General features: G+C 45.0%; 13 protein-coding genes and 1 riboswitch. Of the genes, 7 read left to right on the top strand and 6 right to left on the bottom strand.

Annotated features, from left to right (window positions below; translation table 11 throughout):
- Nucleotides 1-243 precede the first annotated feature (243 nt).
- Nucleotides 244-927 (top strand): cyclic nucleotide-binding domain-containing protein, encoded by a 684-nt coding sequence (locus tag CS921_RS10885; protein WP_099223827.1) that lies wholly within the window; start codon nucleotides 244-246, stop codon nucleotides 925-927.
- 61 nt (nucleotides 928-988) lie between these two features.
- On the opposite strand, the gene metX is transcribed toward CS921_RS10885, so the two are convergent.
- Together metX and CS921_RS10875 are read right to left on the bottom strand one after the other, a co-directional pair.
- On the bottom strand, nucleotides 989-2,113 hold the full coding sequence (gene metX, locus CS921_RS10880) for a homoserine O-acetyltransferase MetX (protein ID WP_099223825.1): 1,125 nt from the start codon (nucleotides 2,111-2,113) through the stop codon (nucleotides 989-991).
- Nucleotides 2,114-2,133: 20 nt separating this feature from the next.
- Nucleotides 2,134-3,411 (bottom strand): O-acetylhomoserine aminocarboxypropyltransferase/cysteine synthase family protein, encoded by a 1,278-nt coding sequence (locus tag CS921_RS10875; protein ID WP_099223823.1) that lies wholly within the window; start codon nucleotides 3,409-3,411, stop codon nucleotides 2,134-2,136.
- A 90-nt stretch (nucleotides 3,412-3,501) separates the two neighbouring features.
- Nucleotides 3,502-3,603, bottom strand: a riboswitch (SAM riboswitch).
- A 204-nt stretch (nucleotides 3,604-3,807) separates the two neighbouring features.
- Between CS921_RS10875 and CS921_RS10870 the strand changes: the two genes are divergently transcribed.
- On the top strand, nucleotides 3,808-4,338 hold the full coding sequence (locus CS921_RS10870; protein ID WP_099223821.1) for an HdeD family acid-resistance protein: 531 nt from the start codon (nucleotides 3,808-3,810) through the stop codon (nucleotides 4,336-4,338).
- 125 nt (nucleotides 4,339-4,463) lie between these two features.
- Here CS921_RS10870 and cbpA read toward each other — a convergent pair whose 3' ends face one another.
- Complete coding sequence (gene cbpA / locus CS921_RS10865) at nucleotides 4,464-5,099, bottom strand: cyclic di-AMP binding protein CbpA (protein WP_099223819.1); 636 nt, start codon at nucleotides 5,097-5,099, stop codon at nucleotides 4,464-4,466.
- A gap of 80 nt (nucleotides 5,100-5,179) precedes the next feature.
- Nucleotides 5,180-6,013 carry an SMI1/KNR4 family protein gene (locus CS921_RS10860; RefSeq protein WP_162921748.1) on the bottom strand — a complete coding sequence of 278 codons (834 nt, stop codon included), beginning with the start codon at nucleotides 6,011-6,013 and terminating at the stop codon, nucleotides 5,180-5,182.
- Nucleotides 6,014-6,199: 186 nt separating this feature from the next.
- Here CS921_RS10860 and helD point away from each other — a divergent pair, with 186 nt between their 5' ends.
- From helD to CS921_RS10835, 5 genes are all read left to right on the top strand, one after another.
- Complete coding sequence (gene helD, locus CS921_RS10855; RefSeq protein ID WP_099223815.1) at nucleotides 6,200-8,515, top strand: RNA polymerase recycling motor HelD; 2,316 nt, start codon at nucleotides 6,200-6,202, stop codon at nucleotides 8,513-8,515.
- A gap of 101 nt (nucleotides 8,516-8,616) precedes the next feature.
- Nucleotides 8,617-9,807 carry an iron-containing alcohol dehydrogenase gene (locus CS921_RS10850; protein ID WP_099223813.1) on the top strand — a complete coding sequence of 397 codons (1,191 nt, stop codon included), beginning with the start codon at nucleotides 8,617-8,619 and terminating at the stop codon, nucleotides 9,805-9,807.
- Nucleotides 9,808-9,883: 76 nt separating this feature from the next.
- Nucleotides 9,884-11,359, top strand: coding sequence for a peptide MFS transporter (locus CS921_RS10845; protein ID WP_099223811.1), 1,476 nt, complete (start codon nucleotides 9,884-9,886; stop codon nucleotides 11,357-11,359).
- Nucleotides 11,360-11,474: 115 nt separating this feature from the next.
- A complete protein-coding gene (locus CS921_RS10840; protein WP_162921747.1) occupies nucleotides 11,475-12,170 on the top strand; it encodes a histidine phosphatase family protein in 696 nt (231 codons plus the stop codon).
- 15 nt (nucleotides 12,171-12,185) lie between these two features.
- Complete coding sequence (locus CS921_RS10835) at nucleotides 12,186-12,782, top strand: DUF4291 domain-containing protein (protein ID WP_099223807.1); 597 nt, start codon at nucleotides 12,186-12,188, stop codon at nucleotides 12,780-12,782.
- A gap of 59 nt (nucleotides 12,783-12,841) precedes the next feature.
- Here the strand turns inward: CS921_RS10835 and CS921_RS10830 are convergent, their stop codons facing one another.
- Together CS921_RS10830 and gdhA are read right to left on the bottom strand one after the other, a co-directional pair.
- Nucleotides 12,842-13,879 (bottom strand): lactonase family protein, encoded by a 1,038-nt coding sequence (locus CS921_RS10830; protein ID WP_099223805.1) that lies wholly within the window; start codon nucleotides 13,877-13,879, stop codon nucleotides 12,842-12,844.
- Between the two features lie 682 nt (nucleotides 13,880-14,561).
- On the bottom strand, nucleotides 14,562-15,941 hold the full coding sequence (gene gdhA / locus CS921_RS10825) for an NADP-specific glutamate dehydrogenase (RefSeq protein ID WP_099223803.1): 1,380 nt from the start codon (nucleotides 15,939-15,941) through the stop codon (nucleotides 14,562-14,564).
- Between the last annotated feature and the right edge of the window lie 194 nt (nucleotides 15,942-16,135).

The following is a 16,135-nucleotide window of genomic DNA, read 5'->3' as shown; positions in this document are numbered from 1 at the left end:
AAAAAGTTAACTCATTAGCGCTATTTAACATCCATAAAACAGGACTTTTGCCACTAATAATGTGAATTTTTATTAACAAAGAATGATTATTTTGTATATATTCTCAAAGTGTAAGGGATATTTTAGTTAAAAAAAATGATTTGTTCACTATTTCGCCATATTTAAGGAGAGTTTTACTGTTTGGCTTAAACTTTGAGGTAGTTTATCAAGTGCTATTATAGTATTGACGAGGAGGATTATAATATGGAGGAAATTTTTTCGTATCAAGAATTCACTGCTATGATGAAGAAATACAATTTTCAGGTTATCACTGAAGTTGTCCCAAGTAAAAAAAAGATTCTGAGTGACGAGGATGATCTTTATGTATCTTTGTTAATGTCAGGCGTTACAGCGGGATGTTTGAAGGAGAACCCTAAAGAAATCTTAACTATTATTGGTAAGGGGTATTTTATTGGCTATCATAAAGTATTGGATCATGAGCCAGTACTTGTTGAATATAAGGCCTTGTCGGATTGTTTGATCTATAAGTATAGAAAAGAAGACGTCCAATATGCCCTTTCTTTTTCAGAAAATTATGGTTTCCAATATTTCATCATGAAATCCGTTTGTTTAGCTGTTTATAATAAAGCGATGTTGATGCATCAGCCGCTACATCATTATCTAGCAGCTGTTTTTAAGACGATTGTTGACATTGTAGTGGGGGAAGAAATTGAAGATATTTGTGTACTACCTAAGGGAATTACCACATCTGTCATCATGAGCTACAGTACGCTTTCACGTAGTTCCTTTTATACGCAGCTACTGGAATTGCGGCAAGCGGGCATTATCGAAAAGAACAATAACTGCTGGTCTGTTGACATGCGGTCGATTCATCAGCTACTTGAAGAGGCGAAAACAGAAGGTGAGAAAGCTGTTGTTCACTCATAAAAAATAAAACAAAGCTTGAAGTGTAGGGTGGGAGTATACTTCAAGCTTTGTTTTTTTGCGTTTATTTTGTTTTGAGTATCGGGAGTTGTGGCCTGTTAGCATTGGTTTCTAAAAACTGCTGAATGAGTGGCTGGAATTTAGGTAGCTCACTGGAAACTAAGAAGGCATCATGACCGTATTCAGAAGAAATTTCGTGGTAGCTGACAGGGACCGCCGCTTGTTTTAATTGCTCGTAACTATTTCTTAAATCATGAATGCGAAAAAGCTGGTCTGTTGTAATACCAATCAGCAGATAGGGGATATTGATGGCCTGATAGGCAGGTTTATGATCTGCTGACTTGACGGTTACATCAAAAAGGTCGATCGCCTTGGTCAGATACAGATAACTATTGGCATCAAAGCGCTCGACGAAGACGTCCCCCTGATACTGCAGATAAGACTCAATCTGGAAATGTTCTTTGGAAAATGCAGCTGGGGAGCTCTCGGCGACTGTGAACCGCTCAAATCGTTTGGAAAATAGTTCGCTGGTTCGGTAGGTCATCATGCCGACCATTCGTGCTGTGGACAGACCGCCTTGTGGCTGCTCGGAATAGTTGCCGTCATTGAAATCCGGGTCATTGAGAATCGCCATCCGCATGATCAGATTGTAGCCGATTGCATCTGGACCGGCGGCAAGCGGGGAGGCAATATTGATGACAGCATCCACGAGTTCTGGATAGGAGATGGCCCACTGAGTTGCCTGCATGCCGCCCATAGAGCCACCGACGACTGCCGCTAATTTTTGGATGCCTAGTGCCTTGATTAAGCCTCGCTGTGCCTGGACAATGTCAAGAATGCTGAAGCCGGGAAAGGAAAGCCGGAATGCCCGACCTGTCAACGGATTGATGGAAGATGGGCCTGTCGAGCCGCTGCAACCGCCGAACACATTGGTGCAGATGATGTAATAGCGATTCGTGTCGAGCGCTTTTCCGGGACCAATGTAATCGTCCCACCAGCCTGGATCGTCTTCCTCGAAATGCTTGGCCGCATGTGCTGTGCCAGTTAGGGCGTGTTCAAGCAGAATCACATTATCGCGTGCTGCATTTAATTCGCCGAACGTTTCGTAACCGATCACAATGGGGCAAAGCTTTTCGCCATTTTCCAGCACAAATGGCTGCTCGGCAAAGAGCGTCTCTTGTTTTAACATTCTGCTTCACTTCCTCTTGTTCAGATATTTTGAAGGGCTGTATCCAAGTCATTGATAATATCGGCTATATTTTCGATGCCGATCGACAAGCGGATGGTTTCAGGACGGACGCCTGCTGCTGCTTGCTCCGCTTCATTCAACTGCTGGTGTGTCGTGCTGGCCGGATGGATGATCAGAGATTTCGCATCGCCGACATTGGCTAAATGTGAGAAAAGAGAAACTGATTTGATGACCTTTTTGCCCGCCTCGTAACCGCCTTTTACGCCAAAGGTAAAAATGGAGCCGGGACCTTTTGGAAAATATTTTTCGGCTAGTGAATGGTAGGGATTATCTGCCAGACCGGGATACTGAATCCAGGCGACTTTTGGATGGGCTGCCAGATATTCGGCTACTTTTTGCGCATTGGCCACATGGCGTTCCAATCGGAGGCTCAGTGTTTCAAGTCCTAGAATGAGTAGGAAGGCATTGAATGGCGATAGGGCGGCTCCTGTATCGCGCAATAGGGAGACGCGCAATTTGGTGATATAGGCGGCATCGCCAACATCGCGGGTATAGGAGAGGCCGTGATAACTTGGATCCGGGTCGACAAGTGTGGGGAACTTACCATTTGTCCAGTCGAACTTTCCGGAATCAATGACAACGCCGCCAATTGCCACGCCGTGTCCGCCAATGAATTTTGTGGCAGAGTAGACGACGATATCAGCGCCAAAATCGAATGGCCGGTTCAAATAGGCGGTCGCAAAAGTATTGTCCACGATTAGCGGGATGCCGTTTTGGTGGGCGATTTCGGCCACTTTTTCCAAATCGATCAGATTGATATCGGGATTGCCGATCGTTTCGATGAAAATGGCTTTCGTTTTTTCATCAATGGCGTCTTGGAAGTTAGCCGGCTCGTTCGGGTCGACAAATTGTACTTGAATGCCAAAGGTTGGCAGCGTATGAGCAAAAAGGGTGTGGGTCCCGCCGTAAATCGTACTGGCGGAAACAATGTTGTCACCGCTTGAGGCGATGTTCAAAATGGCATAAGTGATCGCGGCCATGCCGGATGCTACTGCTACAGCACCGATGCCGCCTTCAAGCTCTGCCAAACGTTCTTCGAGGACTGCTGTGGTCGGATTGGTAATGCGCGTGTAGATGTTGCCGGTTTCTGCAAGGCCAAATAGGGCGGCGGCATGCTCCGGGCTGTTGAACGTATAGGATGTGGTCTGATAAATCGGGACGGCGCGGGAGTTTGTTTCCTGATCGGGCGTGTGACCGCCGTGAACCTGAATCGTTTCAAATTGATAATGGTTTGTCATAAAAATTGCCTCCTTTGATTGCTTTGTTCCCATCAAAAAATCCCCCGACTGAAAAAAGTCGGAGGATGTGTAAACGCGTAGAATTCGCTCGACTTATCTTTCAGAATTAACTGCTGGAATTAGCACCGTAAACATATAGTTCCGGTTGCTAAGGCATCGCTGGGCCAGTCCCTCCGCCTTTCTTGATAAGAAACAAATATGAAATTATATTTATAATACGCTTAGGAATCTGAATTGTCAATAAAAAGATTTTAGCGAGTAAAAAGGCTGAAAATAGGCGCTTTGTAAACAAGTGTGAAATAGGGAAGATATTGGCGGCGCAAATAGTTGTTTTTAGAAGGTGAAATAAGGTAATATTAGTGAAGTAACTTGAATATAAAAAAGGAGGAAGTACATATGAAAACATTTGGGAGAGTTTTACTTTTAATTGCAGGCATTTTAATGATCATTATGGGAATTTGGTTACTTTTTAATCCAGTAGCTACTTTACTTGCATCAAACGTCTTTTTTGCCATTGTTTTACTTGTTTCAGGAATTTTTCATACTGTATCATATTTTTCGGACAAAAAATTGCAACATGTATCAGGCTGGGTATTAGCAGAAGGGATTTTATCTATTTTGCTTGGCGTATTCATGCTATTTAATGAAATCGCAGGTGCTGCAACGCTTGTGATGCTGTTTGCGATGTGGGTTTTATTTGCCGGAATTATGCGTATCATCAGTTCGATGTCGGCGAAAAACAACAATGTATCAGGTTGGGGCTGGCTTCTTGCACTTGGAATTATCGGGGTTGTGCTAGGCTTTATCGCGATGTTCGATCCGGTTGTGAGTGTCATTGGTATCGTGATCGTTATGGCAACATTCTTTATCGTTCAAGGTATTAGTGCGATTGCAAGCTTTTTCTTCCTTGGCAAATTTAGTAAATAAAAAATCAAGAGACAGAGGTCAGTCTAAACGGGCGGCTCTGTCTTTTTTTGTGCCCTTTTTTGAGATTCGATGTGTTCGGGGCAAAAGAAAAAGCGGCGCCGTTTGATGGGGCCGCTTCATGGTGCTTACTTTTTGACTCTTTCCACTTCGACAACGCGGAATCCTTTGCGATCCAAGTGTTGAATGATTTCGTCTTTTAAATTTTCATCGACGTTTAGTGGTAGGGAGACCAGGACGCGCCGGATAAAATCTTCGCTTTGGTTATCCAGCGTGATGACGTTGGCGATATTGGTGAACCGGTCAATGATTTTCGTAATTTTTGTCAGGGAGCCGGGTACTTCGCCTGTCGCAACAGTTAAAACATAGCTGGTTGTATTGACATTCCAAGCGTCTTCCAAGAGACCGAGCATTTTACCATGGGTCAAAATACCGTAAAAATCGCCTTTTTCATTTAGAACGGCAATATATGGAAGTTCTTTGATCGTGAAGAAGACTTCAAAAAAGGAAGATTTGACACTGATCGTTTTGGTGGCATTTTTGAGCAGCGATGTGACGGGCTCGTTTAGACTGCCGCCATTTGCCGCGTGACGGTAAATATGCATTTTATAGATATTGCCAAGAAATTTTTCACCCGTTTCATTTACAATCGGCACGCAGCGGTAGCCGGATTCCTCAAGCAGTTCAATGGCCTCTTTTAATGTGGCGCTTTCTTTGACAGTCGTAAGCGATGCTTTTGGAATGCAAAGGTTTTTGATTAACATGACGGTCACTCCATTCTTTTTGTATTTTTCCACTCTTATTTTAGCTTAAAAAGCTGTAATAGTACAGTATGAGCCGAAAGTCAGTCGAATTCTGGAAAAAGGTGAGCCATTTCCGCGTCGCTTTTTAGTCCGCAGATGAATGCTTCAAAATTTGCGGCAAGCGGCGTGATGGCAAAATCGTTTTCCTGATCTACAAGAACGACGGCGGGTTCACCGGGGCTTCTGTAATCTAGAAAGATGAGTTCATGGCCGCCAGATGGGGTATCTGCAATGACCAGCCCGACATTTGGATACTGCCATTCCTGCTGCCAAAATTGCGTTGCATACGTGCCACAGATAGCATTGGGCGCTTCAAAACCAATCGGCATGAAACCTTGAATTGTGATATAGCCATTCTGATTGGGTAAGGGGAAGTGGTACCTGCGCGGAATCCCGCCGTTTCCAGCGTGGCGCATCAGATAGGTGTAGGAAGCGGGGAGCTGGATAGTTAGATGCTGCTCGATTTGATGGACGATCTGCTTCGTCGGATAGCGGTCGCGATAACTTTTATCTTGTACATCCGCCCAAAATTGCTCCAAGTCAATTGCTTGAAAATATTGTCCGGTTTCTGCAAAATACTGCTCGATTTCTGCTACGAGTTTCTTTGCCTGTTGGATCTCCTCGTCCAGCATGTCATCGAACCATTCTTCGTGGCTTAACTCTAGTGCATCGTGTAGGAGCTTTTGGCAGTAAGTGAACCGCTCACCGCGCAAGAAGAGTGCATGAGCCAGTACGATGGAAATTTGAATGGTGGCAACATTTTTTTCGGCTTGTTTAGCGAGCGGCAAAATCGTTTCGAGCGTCTTGAGGGCTTCTCGTTCTTTTCCTTTATCTAAATAATAGAGGGACTTGCGGAATTGTTGGTCAATGTTCATTCTGTGCAGCTCCTTCGTCCGGCCAATAAAAAAACACCTCGAAAAACGAAGTGATTGCATCTGGCCGGGAATGGTGGTATACTTAAGGATATTGTATTTTAGGGTAAATTTAACCTAATTTTATAATAACAAGTTAATTATACATGTTGGCGATTAAAAAGTCAAGCGATAAGGTGGGATTCAAACATGGAAGAAACACAGGAATGGCAAAACGAACAGGCGCGAGTCGAACGGACGCTTCAACAAGTCGAGCGTGAAGAGGCGCGTCTCAAAACTTCTGTAGAATCTGTCAAAGGTGAAGCGAGCACCATTCGGGAAAATTTTTGGGAAGATGTGCGCGTCAATTTGAGTGAGCCGGACGATGTGGAAGAGACAACGATTAGTATCCGCCAGCAGGAAATGTTCTTGCGGGAACGTGAAAGAAGCTATCAACATAGTGAAAAGCAGCTGGCGGTTTTTGATAAAATGAAGAATTCTCCTTATTTTGCACGCATTGATGTGGAGGACGAAGAGGGAGAATGTGAGCAGGTGTATATTGGGATTTCTTCCTTGCTGGATGAGGAGGACCAATTTTTGATTTATGATTGGCGGGCGCCGATTTCAAGTGTCTATTATGACGGACAAAAGGGTCTTTCGACATATCAAACGCCAGACGGCAAGCTGACGGTCGATGTGTCACTCAAACGGCAATTTTTGATTAAAAAAGCGATCATTCAAGCCATGTTTGATACCAATGAAGCGATTGGCGACGAAATGCTGCAGGAAGTGCTTGGCAGTGGTTCCAATGTCCAAATGAAAAATATTGTGGCGACTATCCAGCAGGAACAAAACCAGATCATCCGTGACACGCGGAGTGCGCTTCTTTTTGTTCAGGGGGCGGCTGGCAGTGGGAAGACTTCGGCGGTTCTGCAACGGATTGCCTATCTGCTGTATCGTTTTCGTGAGGGGGTCGATGAGACGCAAATGATCATCTTTTCGCCCAATCGCTTGTTTAATCACTATATCTCCAACGTATTGCCGGAGCTTGGTGAGAAAAATATGGTGCAGTCGACTTTTCAGGACTTTGTGGATTCGCGGCTGGGCGACTTGCGTGTGGAGAGCCTATTTGAACAGTTTGAAAATAAGGCGAGCACGGGGCAGCTGGGGATTAGGCGTTTGAAAGAGCAGCAGGTTCTATTTGAACAGTTGCCGATCTATTTAAAGAAAGTACAGAAACAGTTGCAATTCAAGGATATTCGGTTTCGCGGAGAAGTGTTGATTTCTAAAGAGCGGATTCGCCGACTTTTTGATGAACAGCCGGATCATTTGAAGCTTCCTGAAAAAATGAAGGCACTCAGCAAAGCGTTGCGGGAAGAGCTCTATGTGATTGCTCAAAGTGAGGCGAAAAAAGACTGGGTGACAGATGCGGTCGAGCTGCTTAGTGAGGAAGAGTATCGTGCGCTTGTACCGGGACATCTTGAATTCCAAGGGTTTGACGAGGAAGCGGACTACCTGGCGAAAAAAATGATTCGTCTGAAATTCCGGCGGCTGCATAAGCGGATCGACAGGTATGGTTTCTTTCATCAGAAGCAGCAGTTCGTTCATTTTATGCAAAGTGTTCCACAGCTGATCGACCTGGCTGATCATGGGATCACGGAAGCGGAGTGGCGACAGGAAGTGAAGCAGCTCGTCGAACGGCTCAACAAAAAGCAATTGTCACAAGAAGATGCAGTTTTTTACCTGGAATTGCAGGATCAAATTTTAGGGAAGCATCCTAATCGGGCGATGCGGTTTGTATTTATCGATGAGATTCAGGATTATACGCCGGCGCAAATTTTATACATTCAATCGATTTTCCCATCTAGTCGCTTTACCATGCTGGGGGATCTGAATCAGGCGATCTTTCAGGCGGACGATCGAAAAGGAGGTTTGCTTGCGGAAATGCTGGCTCTTTTTCAGGCTGAGAAAACCAAGCTGATTGAACTGAAAAAAAGTTATCGCTCTACCTATGAAATCACAGAGTTTACGAGGGCGATTATTCAGGATCAGGATCGAATCGTGCCGTTTGAAAGGCATGGTGAGCTTCCGCAAATGGTGCAGAGCGCTTCTTACGTGCAGATGATGGATCAAATTTTAGAAAAGGCAGAGGAATTGCGGCAGAAGAGTGGGATGGTTGCGATTATCGGGAAGGATCAGGAGGCCTGCGGGAACTGCTATTTGTCGCTTTATAAAAAGATGGATGTCAAGCTGATTCATTTGGAAAATCAAAAGCTGGCAGATGGCGTGATGATTATTCCGTCGTATTTGGCGAAAGGGCTGGAATTTGACAGTGTGATTGTGCTGGATGCCTCTGATGAAACATATCATTCGGAAAATGAACGGACGCTTGTTTATACGATTTGTTCGCGTGCGATGCATCGGCTGGTGGTTACGGCAAATGGCGCTTTTTCAAGGCTTTTTGGGCAAGTGGAGAAAGAGCGATTTGAGGCAGTGGGCGAAGAAATCATTGTTCATGAAGGATGAGGATTTCATTCTGTCTGGAATAGGCGTATAATGTTTAATAGTCTATGAAAAAGTGTATAAATGTAGAGATATCCATAACTGAAAGAAAGTGGGGGAATCACATGCAAACTGGTATAGCTAATTTTGATTATTATAATCCGACGAGGATCGTTTTTGGGAAAAATCGGCTGAATGAGCTGGCTGAACTAATCCCGAAAGATAAGAAAGTACTGCTGCTTTATGGCGGCGGGAGCGTTAAAAAATTCGGCACACTTGATAAAATTAAGCAGGTGTTGAAGGACTATACGGTAGGGGAGTTTGGCGGTATTGAGGCCAATCCGACCTACGAAACATTGATGAAGGCGGTTCAGTTGGTTCGCAGCGAAGGCTATGACTTTTTGCTGGCGATTGGTGGCGGTTCTGTGATTGACGGCACCAAATTTGTGGCGGCTGGTGCGCTTTTTGATGGAGATCCGATCGATATGTTTGGTCAAGGCGTGGGTGCGCATCGGCCGATTGAACGGGCATTGCCATTTGGGACTGTTTTGACACTTCCGGCAACGGGCTCTGAGATGAACAGTGGCGGCGTGGTCACTTTTGTGAGTAAAAAAGCGAAACTGGGCTTTGGTAGCGCCTATACGTTCCCGGTATTTTCAATTTTAGATCCGGAGCTGACTTATACACTTCCTAAACGGCAGCTGGCCAATGGGGTGATCGATGCATTTGTGCACGTGATGGAGCAATACATGACCTATCCGGTTGGTGCACTTGTACAGGATCGCTATGCAGAAGGGCTGCTTGCCACGTTGATTGAAATCGGGCCGAAAGTGATTGATGAAACGAATCATGACTACAATTTGCGGGCCAATTTCATGTGGGCGGCGACGAATGCTTTGAACGGCTCCATTAATCGTGGGGTTCCGGGCGACTGGGCAAGTCATAGCTTGGGGCATGAGATCACGGCGCTTTATGGGATTGATCATGGGCGGACTTTGGCGATTGTCCTACCGGCACTTTTGGAAGTACGGAAGGAACAGAAGTTTGATAAATTGTTGCAATATGCAGAACGTGTATGGGGCATTCAGGAAGGTTCGGCGGATGAAAAGGTCGAATTTGCCATTAAGAAAACAGGTCAATTTTTTGAAAGCCTTGGTGCGGGAACGCATTTCAGCGACTATGATCTTGGAGAAGAGGTTGTAGACGTGCTGGTCGATCAGTTGGAAAAACACCAATTGACTGCCATTTCAGAGCGCGGCGATCAAACGCTTGCGGTCAGTCGGCAAATCTATCAAAAAGCCTTACGTCCAGATTAATGAACAAAATTAAAGTGGGCTGCATATCCGGCCCGCTTTTTTATACATAAAGGAATGAAGAAAGAGGGGATTCACTTTGGACGACCAGAAAACGAAAACATTTTTCGGTCACCCGCGCGGACTGGCAACACTGTTTTTCACAGAGTTTTGGGAACGTTTTTCCTACTACGGGATGCGGGCAATTTTAATCTATTATATGTATACGCAGGTAACGGCTGGGGGGCTAGGCTTCAGTCAGGCTACTGCGACGGCGATCATGTCGATTTACGGGTCGCTTGTTTATATGTCGGGTGTCATCGGGGGCTGGGCGGCTGACCGCGTGCTCGGGCCAAGACGGACCATTTTTTATGGTGGCTTTTTGATCATGTGTGGGCATATTGTTCTCTCACTGCCATTCGGTGCGACGGCTCTATTTATTTCCATGGCACTGATTATTCTGGGAACGGGCTTCTTGAAACCAAATGTTTCCAATGTTGTCGGTGATTTGTATGATACACAGGATAAACGTCGTGATGCGGGTTTCAGTATTTTTTACATGGGGATCAATCTGGGTGCCTTTATTGCGCCGTTTGTCGTTTCAGGTGTGCAAGGGGCAGCGAATAGTTTCCATGCTGGTTTTGCGGTAGCCGCTTTCGGGATGGCTGCTGGTTTGATCGTGTATGTGATCACTGGAAAAACTTATTTGAAAGACGCTGGCAAGCAGATTCCGAATCCGCTCAGCAAGGAAGAAACGGGCAAGCTGGTCTGGTATGCTCTGGCAATTGCAGCGGGAATTGGTTTACTGATTGCGTTGATTGCTTTTGCTACAGGTAGTTTTTCGATTAATACGGTCATCTTGGCGGTCACGATTCTAGGCATTGTGATTCCGCTGGCTTATTTTGTGACCATGGCGAGGAGCAAGAAAACCACTTCGGACGAACGGTCGCGGCTGTATGCGTATATTCCGCTATTTTTGATCGCTGTGTTGTTCTGGATGATTGAGGAACAGGGCTCGACGACGTTAGCAATCTTTGCGGCGGAACGGACGCAGCTGGATGTTTTTGGGCATACGCTGAATCCGGCTAATTTTCAGTCGCTCAATCCGGTCTTTATCATCATTTTATCGCCGGTATTCGCTTGGATTTGGACGAAGCTTGGTGACAGACAGCCTTCTACGCCGAAAAAATTTGCTTTGGGGCTATTCTTTGCAGGCTTGAGTTTTGTGATCATGATGTTCCCGGGAATGATTAACGGGAATACGACGACACTGGTGAGCCCGCTTTGGCTGGTGGCGAGCTTCTTCATTTGTATTGTTGGGGAAATGTGTATTTCACCTGTAGGGCTTTCGGCTACGACAAAACTTGCACCGGCGGCCTTCTCTTCGCAAACGATGAGCTTGTGGTTCTTGTCGGATGCAATGGCACAGGCGTTCAATGCGCAGGCGACACAATTCTTTAGTGCGGATACAGAAGTGGTTTATTTTGCCATTACTGGTTTTGTGGCGATTGCTTTTGCCATTCTTCTTTATCTCTTCTCCCCACTACTGAAAAAATATATGAAAGGGATCGACTAAATCCCTTCTGGCGCATGGCCTTTCCGGCTGTGCGTTTTTTGTGCATATTGCATTTCCAGTTTTTGATTGATAAGATGAAAGAGGAGCTTTTCAAAAGGGAATGAGGAGGAGAAGCATGACAGACAAAGTGATTTTATATTTAACAAGGCATGGGGAGACCATGTTCAATCGACTGGAGCGTGTTCAAGGGTGGTCAGATACGCCGCTCACAGAAGAGGGGATTCGCGTGGCCGAGGCACTAGGACGCGGGCTTCGGTCGACTTCTTTTTCGGCTGTCTATACGAGCGATTTAAGGCGAACGGTTCAGACGGCTGCGCTCATTTTAGGAGATCGTTTTAATGAAGAATTACCGATTCAGCCCCTTTCGGAATTGCGGGAATTCTGCTTTGGTCACTATGAGGGGCTGACAGATCAACAGCTTTTCTCGGAGATATGGGCGGCGAATGACTTTCATTCGATGGAAGAGATGGGGGAGGCGGCTGGCTCGGAAATGATGCCGCTTGTTACAAATACTGTGGAGAAACTGGATCAAACCGGCATGTCGGAAAACTGGGAAAAGGTGTCCACTCGGCTGGAACAAGGCATCAAGCAGATTATAGAAGCAGAAGCTAGTGAAGAGGAAAGCCATGTGCTAGTTGTGACGCACGGCATGGCGATTAATATTGTGCTGGCAATGCTCGCACCGGAAAAAGTGGAGCCTGAAATGAAAAATGCTAGTATTACAAAAATTATTTATGAAAATGGGCACTTCTTTGTGGAGTCCGTCAATGATATGCAATATGTCGAAGCAGGCAATGCGATTGTAGAATAAGGAGAGGAGGCAGCCATGACGGATTATTTTGAAATTAGAGCTACTTATGACGCAAAAACGATTACGGTTTATCAAGCCTACAATGATCAGATTGCGGATGTGGCTGTACGTGAGCAAAAATTTGGTGGGGACTTTTCTTTTGGACGGATGACGTGGATCAAACCGTCTTTTCTATGGATGATGGAAAGAAGTGGCTGGGGGAGTAAGAAAAATCAGGAGCGGATACTGGCTGTCAAGCTTTATCGGCCGTTTTTCGATGATTTGATTGAGCAGGCGGTTCTAACAAGTCCGGAAGCGCACGTTTATCCAAATCCCCAAATCTGGGAAGCGCGCAAGCTTGAGACGGATGTCTATGCGCAGTGGGACCCGGAAAGAAGTATCCACGGCAAGAAGCTGGAGTATCGTTCCCTGCAAATTGGGATTTCTCGGAATCTGGTTCGCGCGTATAGTGAAGAGGGAATTGCGGAGATTGTGGACATGACGCCTACTGTGAAAAAATGTCGGTCATTATTACAGAACGGAAAAACGAAACAGGCTAGGGCTTTTCTTCCAAATGAAAAAATTTATCCAGTTGAAAAAGCTGCGCGCAAATCACTGGGTATGAACGCTTAATAAAAACACGCTCCAAGTCGGGCCGCGAGATGCAGCTGGACTTGGAGCGTGTCTTTTCATTATTTCATGAATTTCACACAAACAGGTTCTGGCACCTTGATGCCTTTTTGAAGAAGGGTCAATTCGCCGTTTGCTGGGTTTACTTTAAAGATAGTTACATTATTGGAATTTTCATTGGTAGCTACAAGAATTTCGCCGCTGCGGTCCAGATCAAAGTCGCGTGGTCCTTGTCCTTCAACGGAAATCGTTTGTTTCAAAGTCAGTTTGCCATCTTCTGCGACTTCAAAAGAAACAATGGCATCTTGTCCACGATTGGAAACATACAAGAAGCGGCCGTCAGGAGAAATATGGATCGCGCTGCCTTTATTCTCTCCTTCAAAATCTGCTGGCAAAGAAGCGACCGTTTGAATAACTTCCAGACTGCCAGTAGCTTCGTCGTACGTGCAGACGATAACATCAGAAGTGAGCTCTGTCATGATGTACACATATTTGGCATTGGGATGGAAGACAAGGTTACGTGGGCCACTGCCAGGCGTTACAAGCAGGTCGGATACTTTTTCCAGCTTGCCTTCGTGAGCATTATAAGTCGTCACGTAGTCTGTGCCGAGGTCGCAAGTAAGCACGAATTTTTGATCAGGTGTATAGCCGGCAAAATGCGCGTGCGGTTTTTCCTGACGTTCATGTACGCTTTTACCAACATGCTGGATTTCAGCGATCGGTTCGCCTAATTTGCCATCCGTTGTTGGGTAGCTGATGATCGTACCTAAATGATAGTTTGCAGAAACAACAATGCTGTTATCATGAGAAGCATCCACATAGCAAGGAGGATTGCCGTTTTTTACTTGGGTTCCTAAAAATTCCAGAGAACCGTCTGCTTGAATTTTGAAAGCTGCAAGTCCACCCTTGTCGCCATCTTTGGCAACGGAATAGACATATTTTTCATCATCAGAGATTTTTAGGTAAGTCGGGTTGTCCATTTTTCCAGCTAGTTTGTTTTCAACGACTTCGCCCGTTTCTTTATCGATCACTAGTCGATAAATCCCTTCACTTTCTACTTTTGTATAAGTGCCAATATAAGCTGTTGCTGTATGTGTCATAAAACTAAATTCCTCCCATTCTAAATATGCGTGATCAGTCATTCATGTGATGGCTGTAGTTAAATTATACCATATTGTGGCAAAAGCATAGACGAATAAAACCAAAAGTTAAATATTACGTAAAAGTTTCTTTTGTGTTAGATAAGAGCGGATTATTGGTTTTTTAAAAACATTTTTGTTTCAAAAGAAATATATTTGTAACAAAAGTATTGACTTAGAAATGAAAAGGCGATATAATAAAGACATCCCTAAAATAGGTTGCTCAGAATTGGCAGTTTCTTACGGTAAATATCTTCCCCCAAAGAATGCTGTAAGTCCTGTAACTGTCATATTTTGTGCACACACTCCTTGTCGGTACAGTTTTTCTGTACCGGCTTTTTTTATGCGCACAGTAAATAGTTTGATTGGCCAAATAAAAAAACCAGTATGGTAAAGGGAACCATACTGGTAAAAAAGGGAGTTTGGAAATCAATCATTAAAAAGGGAGTAAAAAATGAGTTGATTTCATTTGATGTATCTATCATAACGAGCGCAGTTTAAAATTGCCTATCATTTAAATAAGAGTTTTATGAGAAAGGGAGCGTCAGGGGTTTTTTCTTGGAGAAAAAATCAATCTTTCCATCCAGCAATAAAAAAACCTCCCTCTTCAAGTGAAAAGGAAGGCTGGTGAGAGTCTGGTGACTTAAATGATACCGTGAAGTAGCATCGTGTCAGCCACTTTGAGGAAGCCGGCAATGTTGGAGCCGACGACTAGGTTGCCTTCATGGCCGTAACGGGTCGCTGCTTCGCTGGAATTTTGGTAGATGGTGGTCATGATGCGGTCCAGTTCTGCATCTACTTGTTCAAATGACCAGGAGAGGCGTGTGCCGTTTTGGGCCATTTCGAGCGCGGATACGGCTACACCGCCAGCATTGGCTGCTTTGGCTGGGCCGAATAGGACGCCATTTTGGTGGAACAGGTCGATTGCTTCCAAGGTTGATGGCATATTGGCACCTTCAGCGACTGCAAGAACTCCTTGATCAATCAATAGCTGGGCTTTCTCGGCATTGATTTCATTTTGAGTGGCGCATGGCAGGGCTACTTGGCACGGAAGTTCAAAGACGTTGCCGTTTTCCACATAGTCGGCATCTGGATGTGTTTGGAGGTATTCTTTGATTCGTTTTCTTTCTACTTCTTTTAATTGTTTGACGGCTGGAATGTCAATGCCGTTTGGATCGTGAATATAGCCGTTTGAATCACTGCAGGCAATGACTGTTGCCCCTAGTTCTTGGGCTTTTTCCATCGCATAGATGGCTACGTTGCCGGATCCGGAAACAACCACTTTTTTATTTTGGAAGGTTTCGTTTTTGGCTGCCAGCATTTCACGTGTAAAATAGACGAGGCCATATCCAGTGGCTTCCGTACGTGTCAGGCTGCCGCCGTATGTGAGACCTTTGCCTGTCAGTGTACCGGCATCAAAGCGATTTTGCAGGCGTTTATACTGACCGAAAAGATAGCCGATTTCACGTCCGCCAACACCAATGTCGCCGGCTGGAACGTCTGTATCTGGGCCGATATGCTTGGAGAGCTCTGTCATAAAACTTTGGCAAAAACGCATGACTTCAGCGTCTGATTTGCCTTTTGGATCAAAGTCAGCGCCGCCTTTTCCGCCACCGATGGGAAGGCCCGTTAAGGAATTTTTGAAAATCTGTTCAAAGCCAAGGAATTTGATGATACTGCCGCTTACTGATGGATGGAAACGAAGGCCGCCTTTGTAGGGGCCGATTGCGCTGTTAAACTGGACGCGGAAACCACGGTTGACATGGACTTTCCCTTGATCGTCTGTCCAAGGAATCCGGAAAGTGATGAGACGTTCTGGTTCAGTAAGGCGCTCAAGAATCCCTTGTTTTTCATATTCAGGTTGTTCGGCAAGGGCGGGAATAACAGAAGCGAGAAATTCTTCCACCGCTTGATGGAATTCTTCTTCACCGGGATTACGTTTTTTGATCGTTTCAAATACGCTCGCGGCATATTTTTCTGCCTGCTCTTTGGCGGGTGTTACTGTTGTGGATAATTGAACCATTCTAACATCTCTCCTTAGCGAAAATTTCGGGTCACTTCATCTATCATTCTATGGAAGCTGATGGTCGTCAACATTTTGATAGAACATGATAATCGTAAGTTTTTCTGACCTATGATGTTAAGTTTACACATATAAAGAATTTTTTTCAAGTACTGAGTTTATTAATTTGAAATTTTTAGAAAACAGAAAAAATA

It is taken from the genome of Listeria costaricensis (assembly GCF_900183385.1).
In the GTDB taxonomy this organism is placed as follows: domain Bacteria; phylum Bacillota; class Bacilli; order Lactobacillales; family Listeriaceae; genus Listeria; species Listeria costaricensis.
This window is presented reverse-complemented; position numbering and strand designations above follow the sequence as displayed.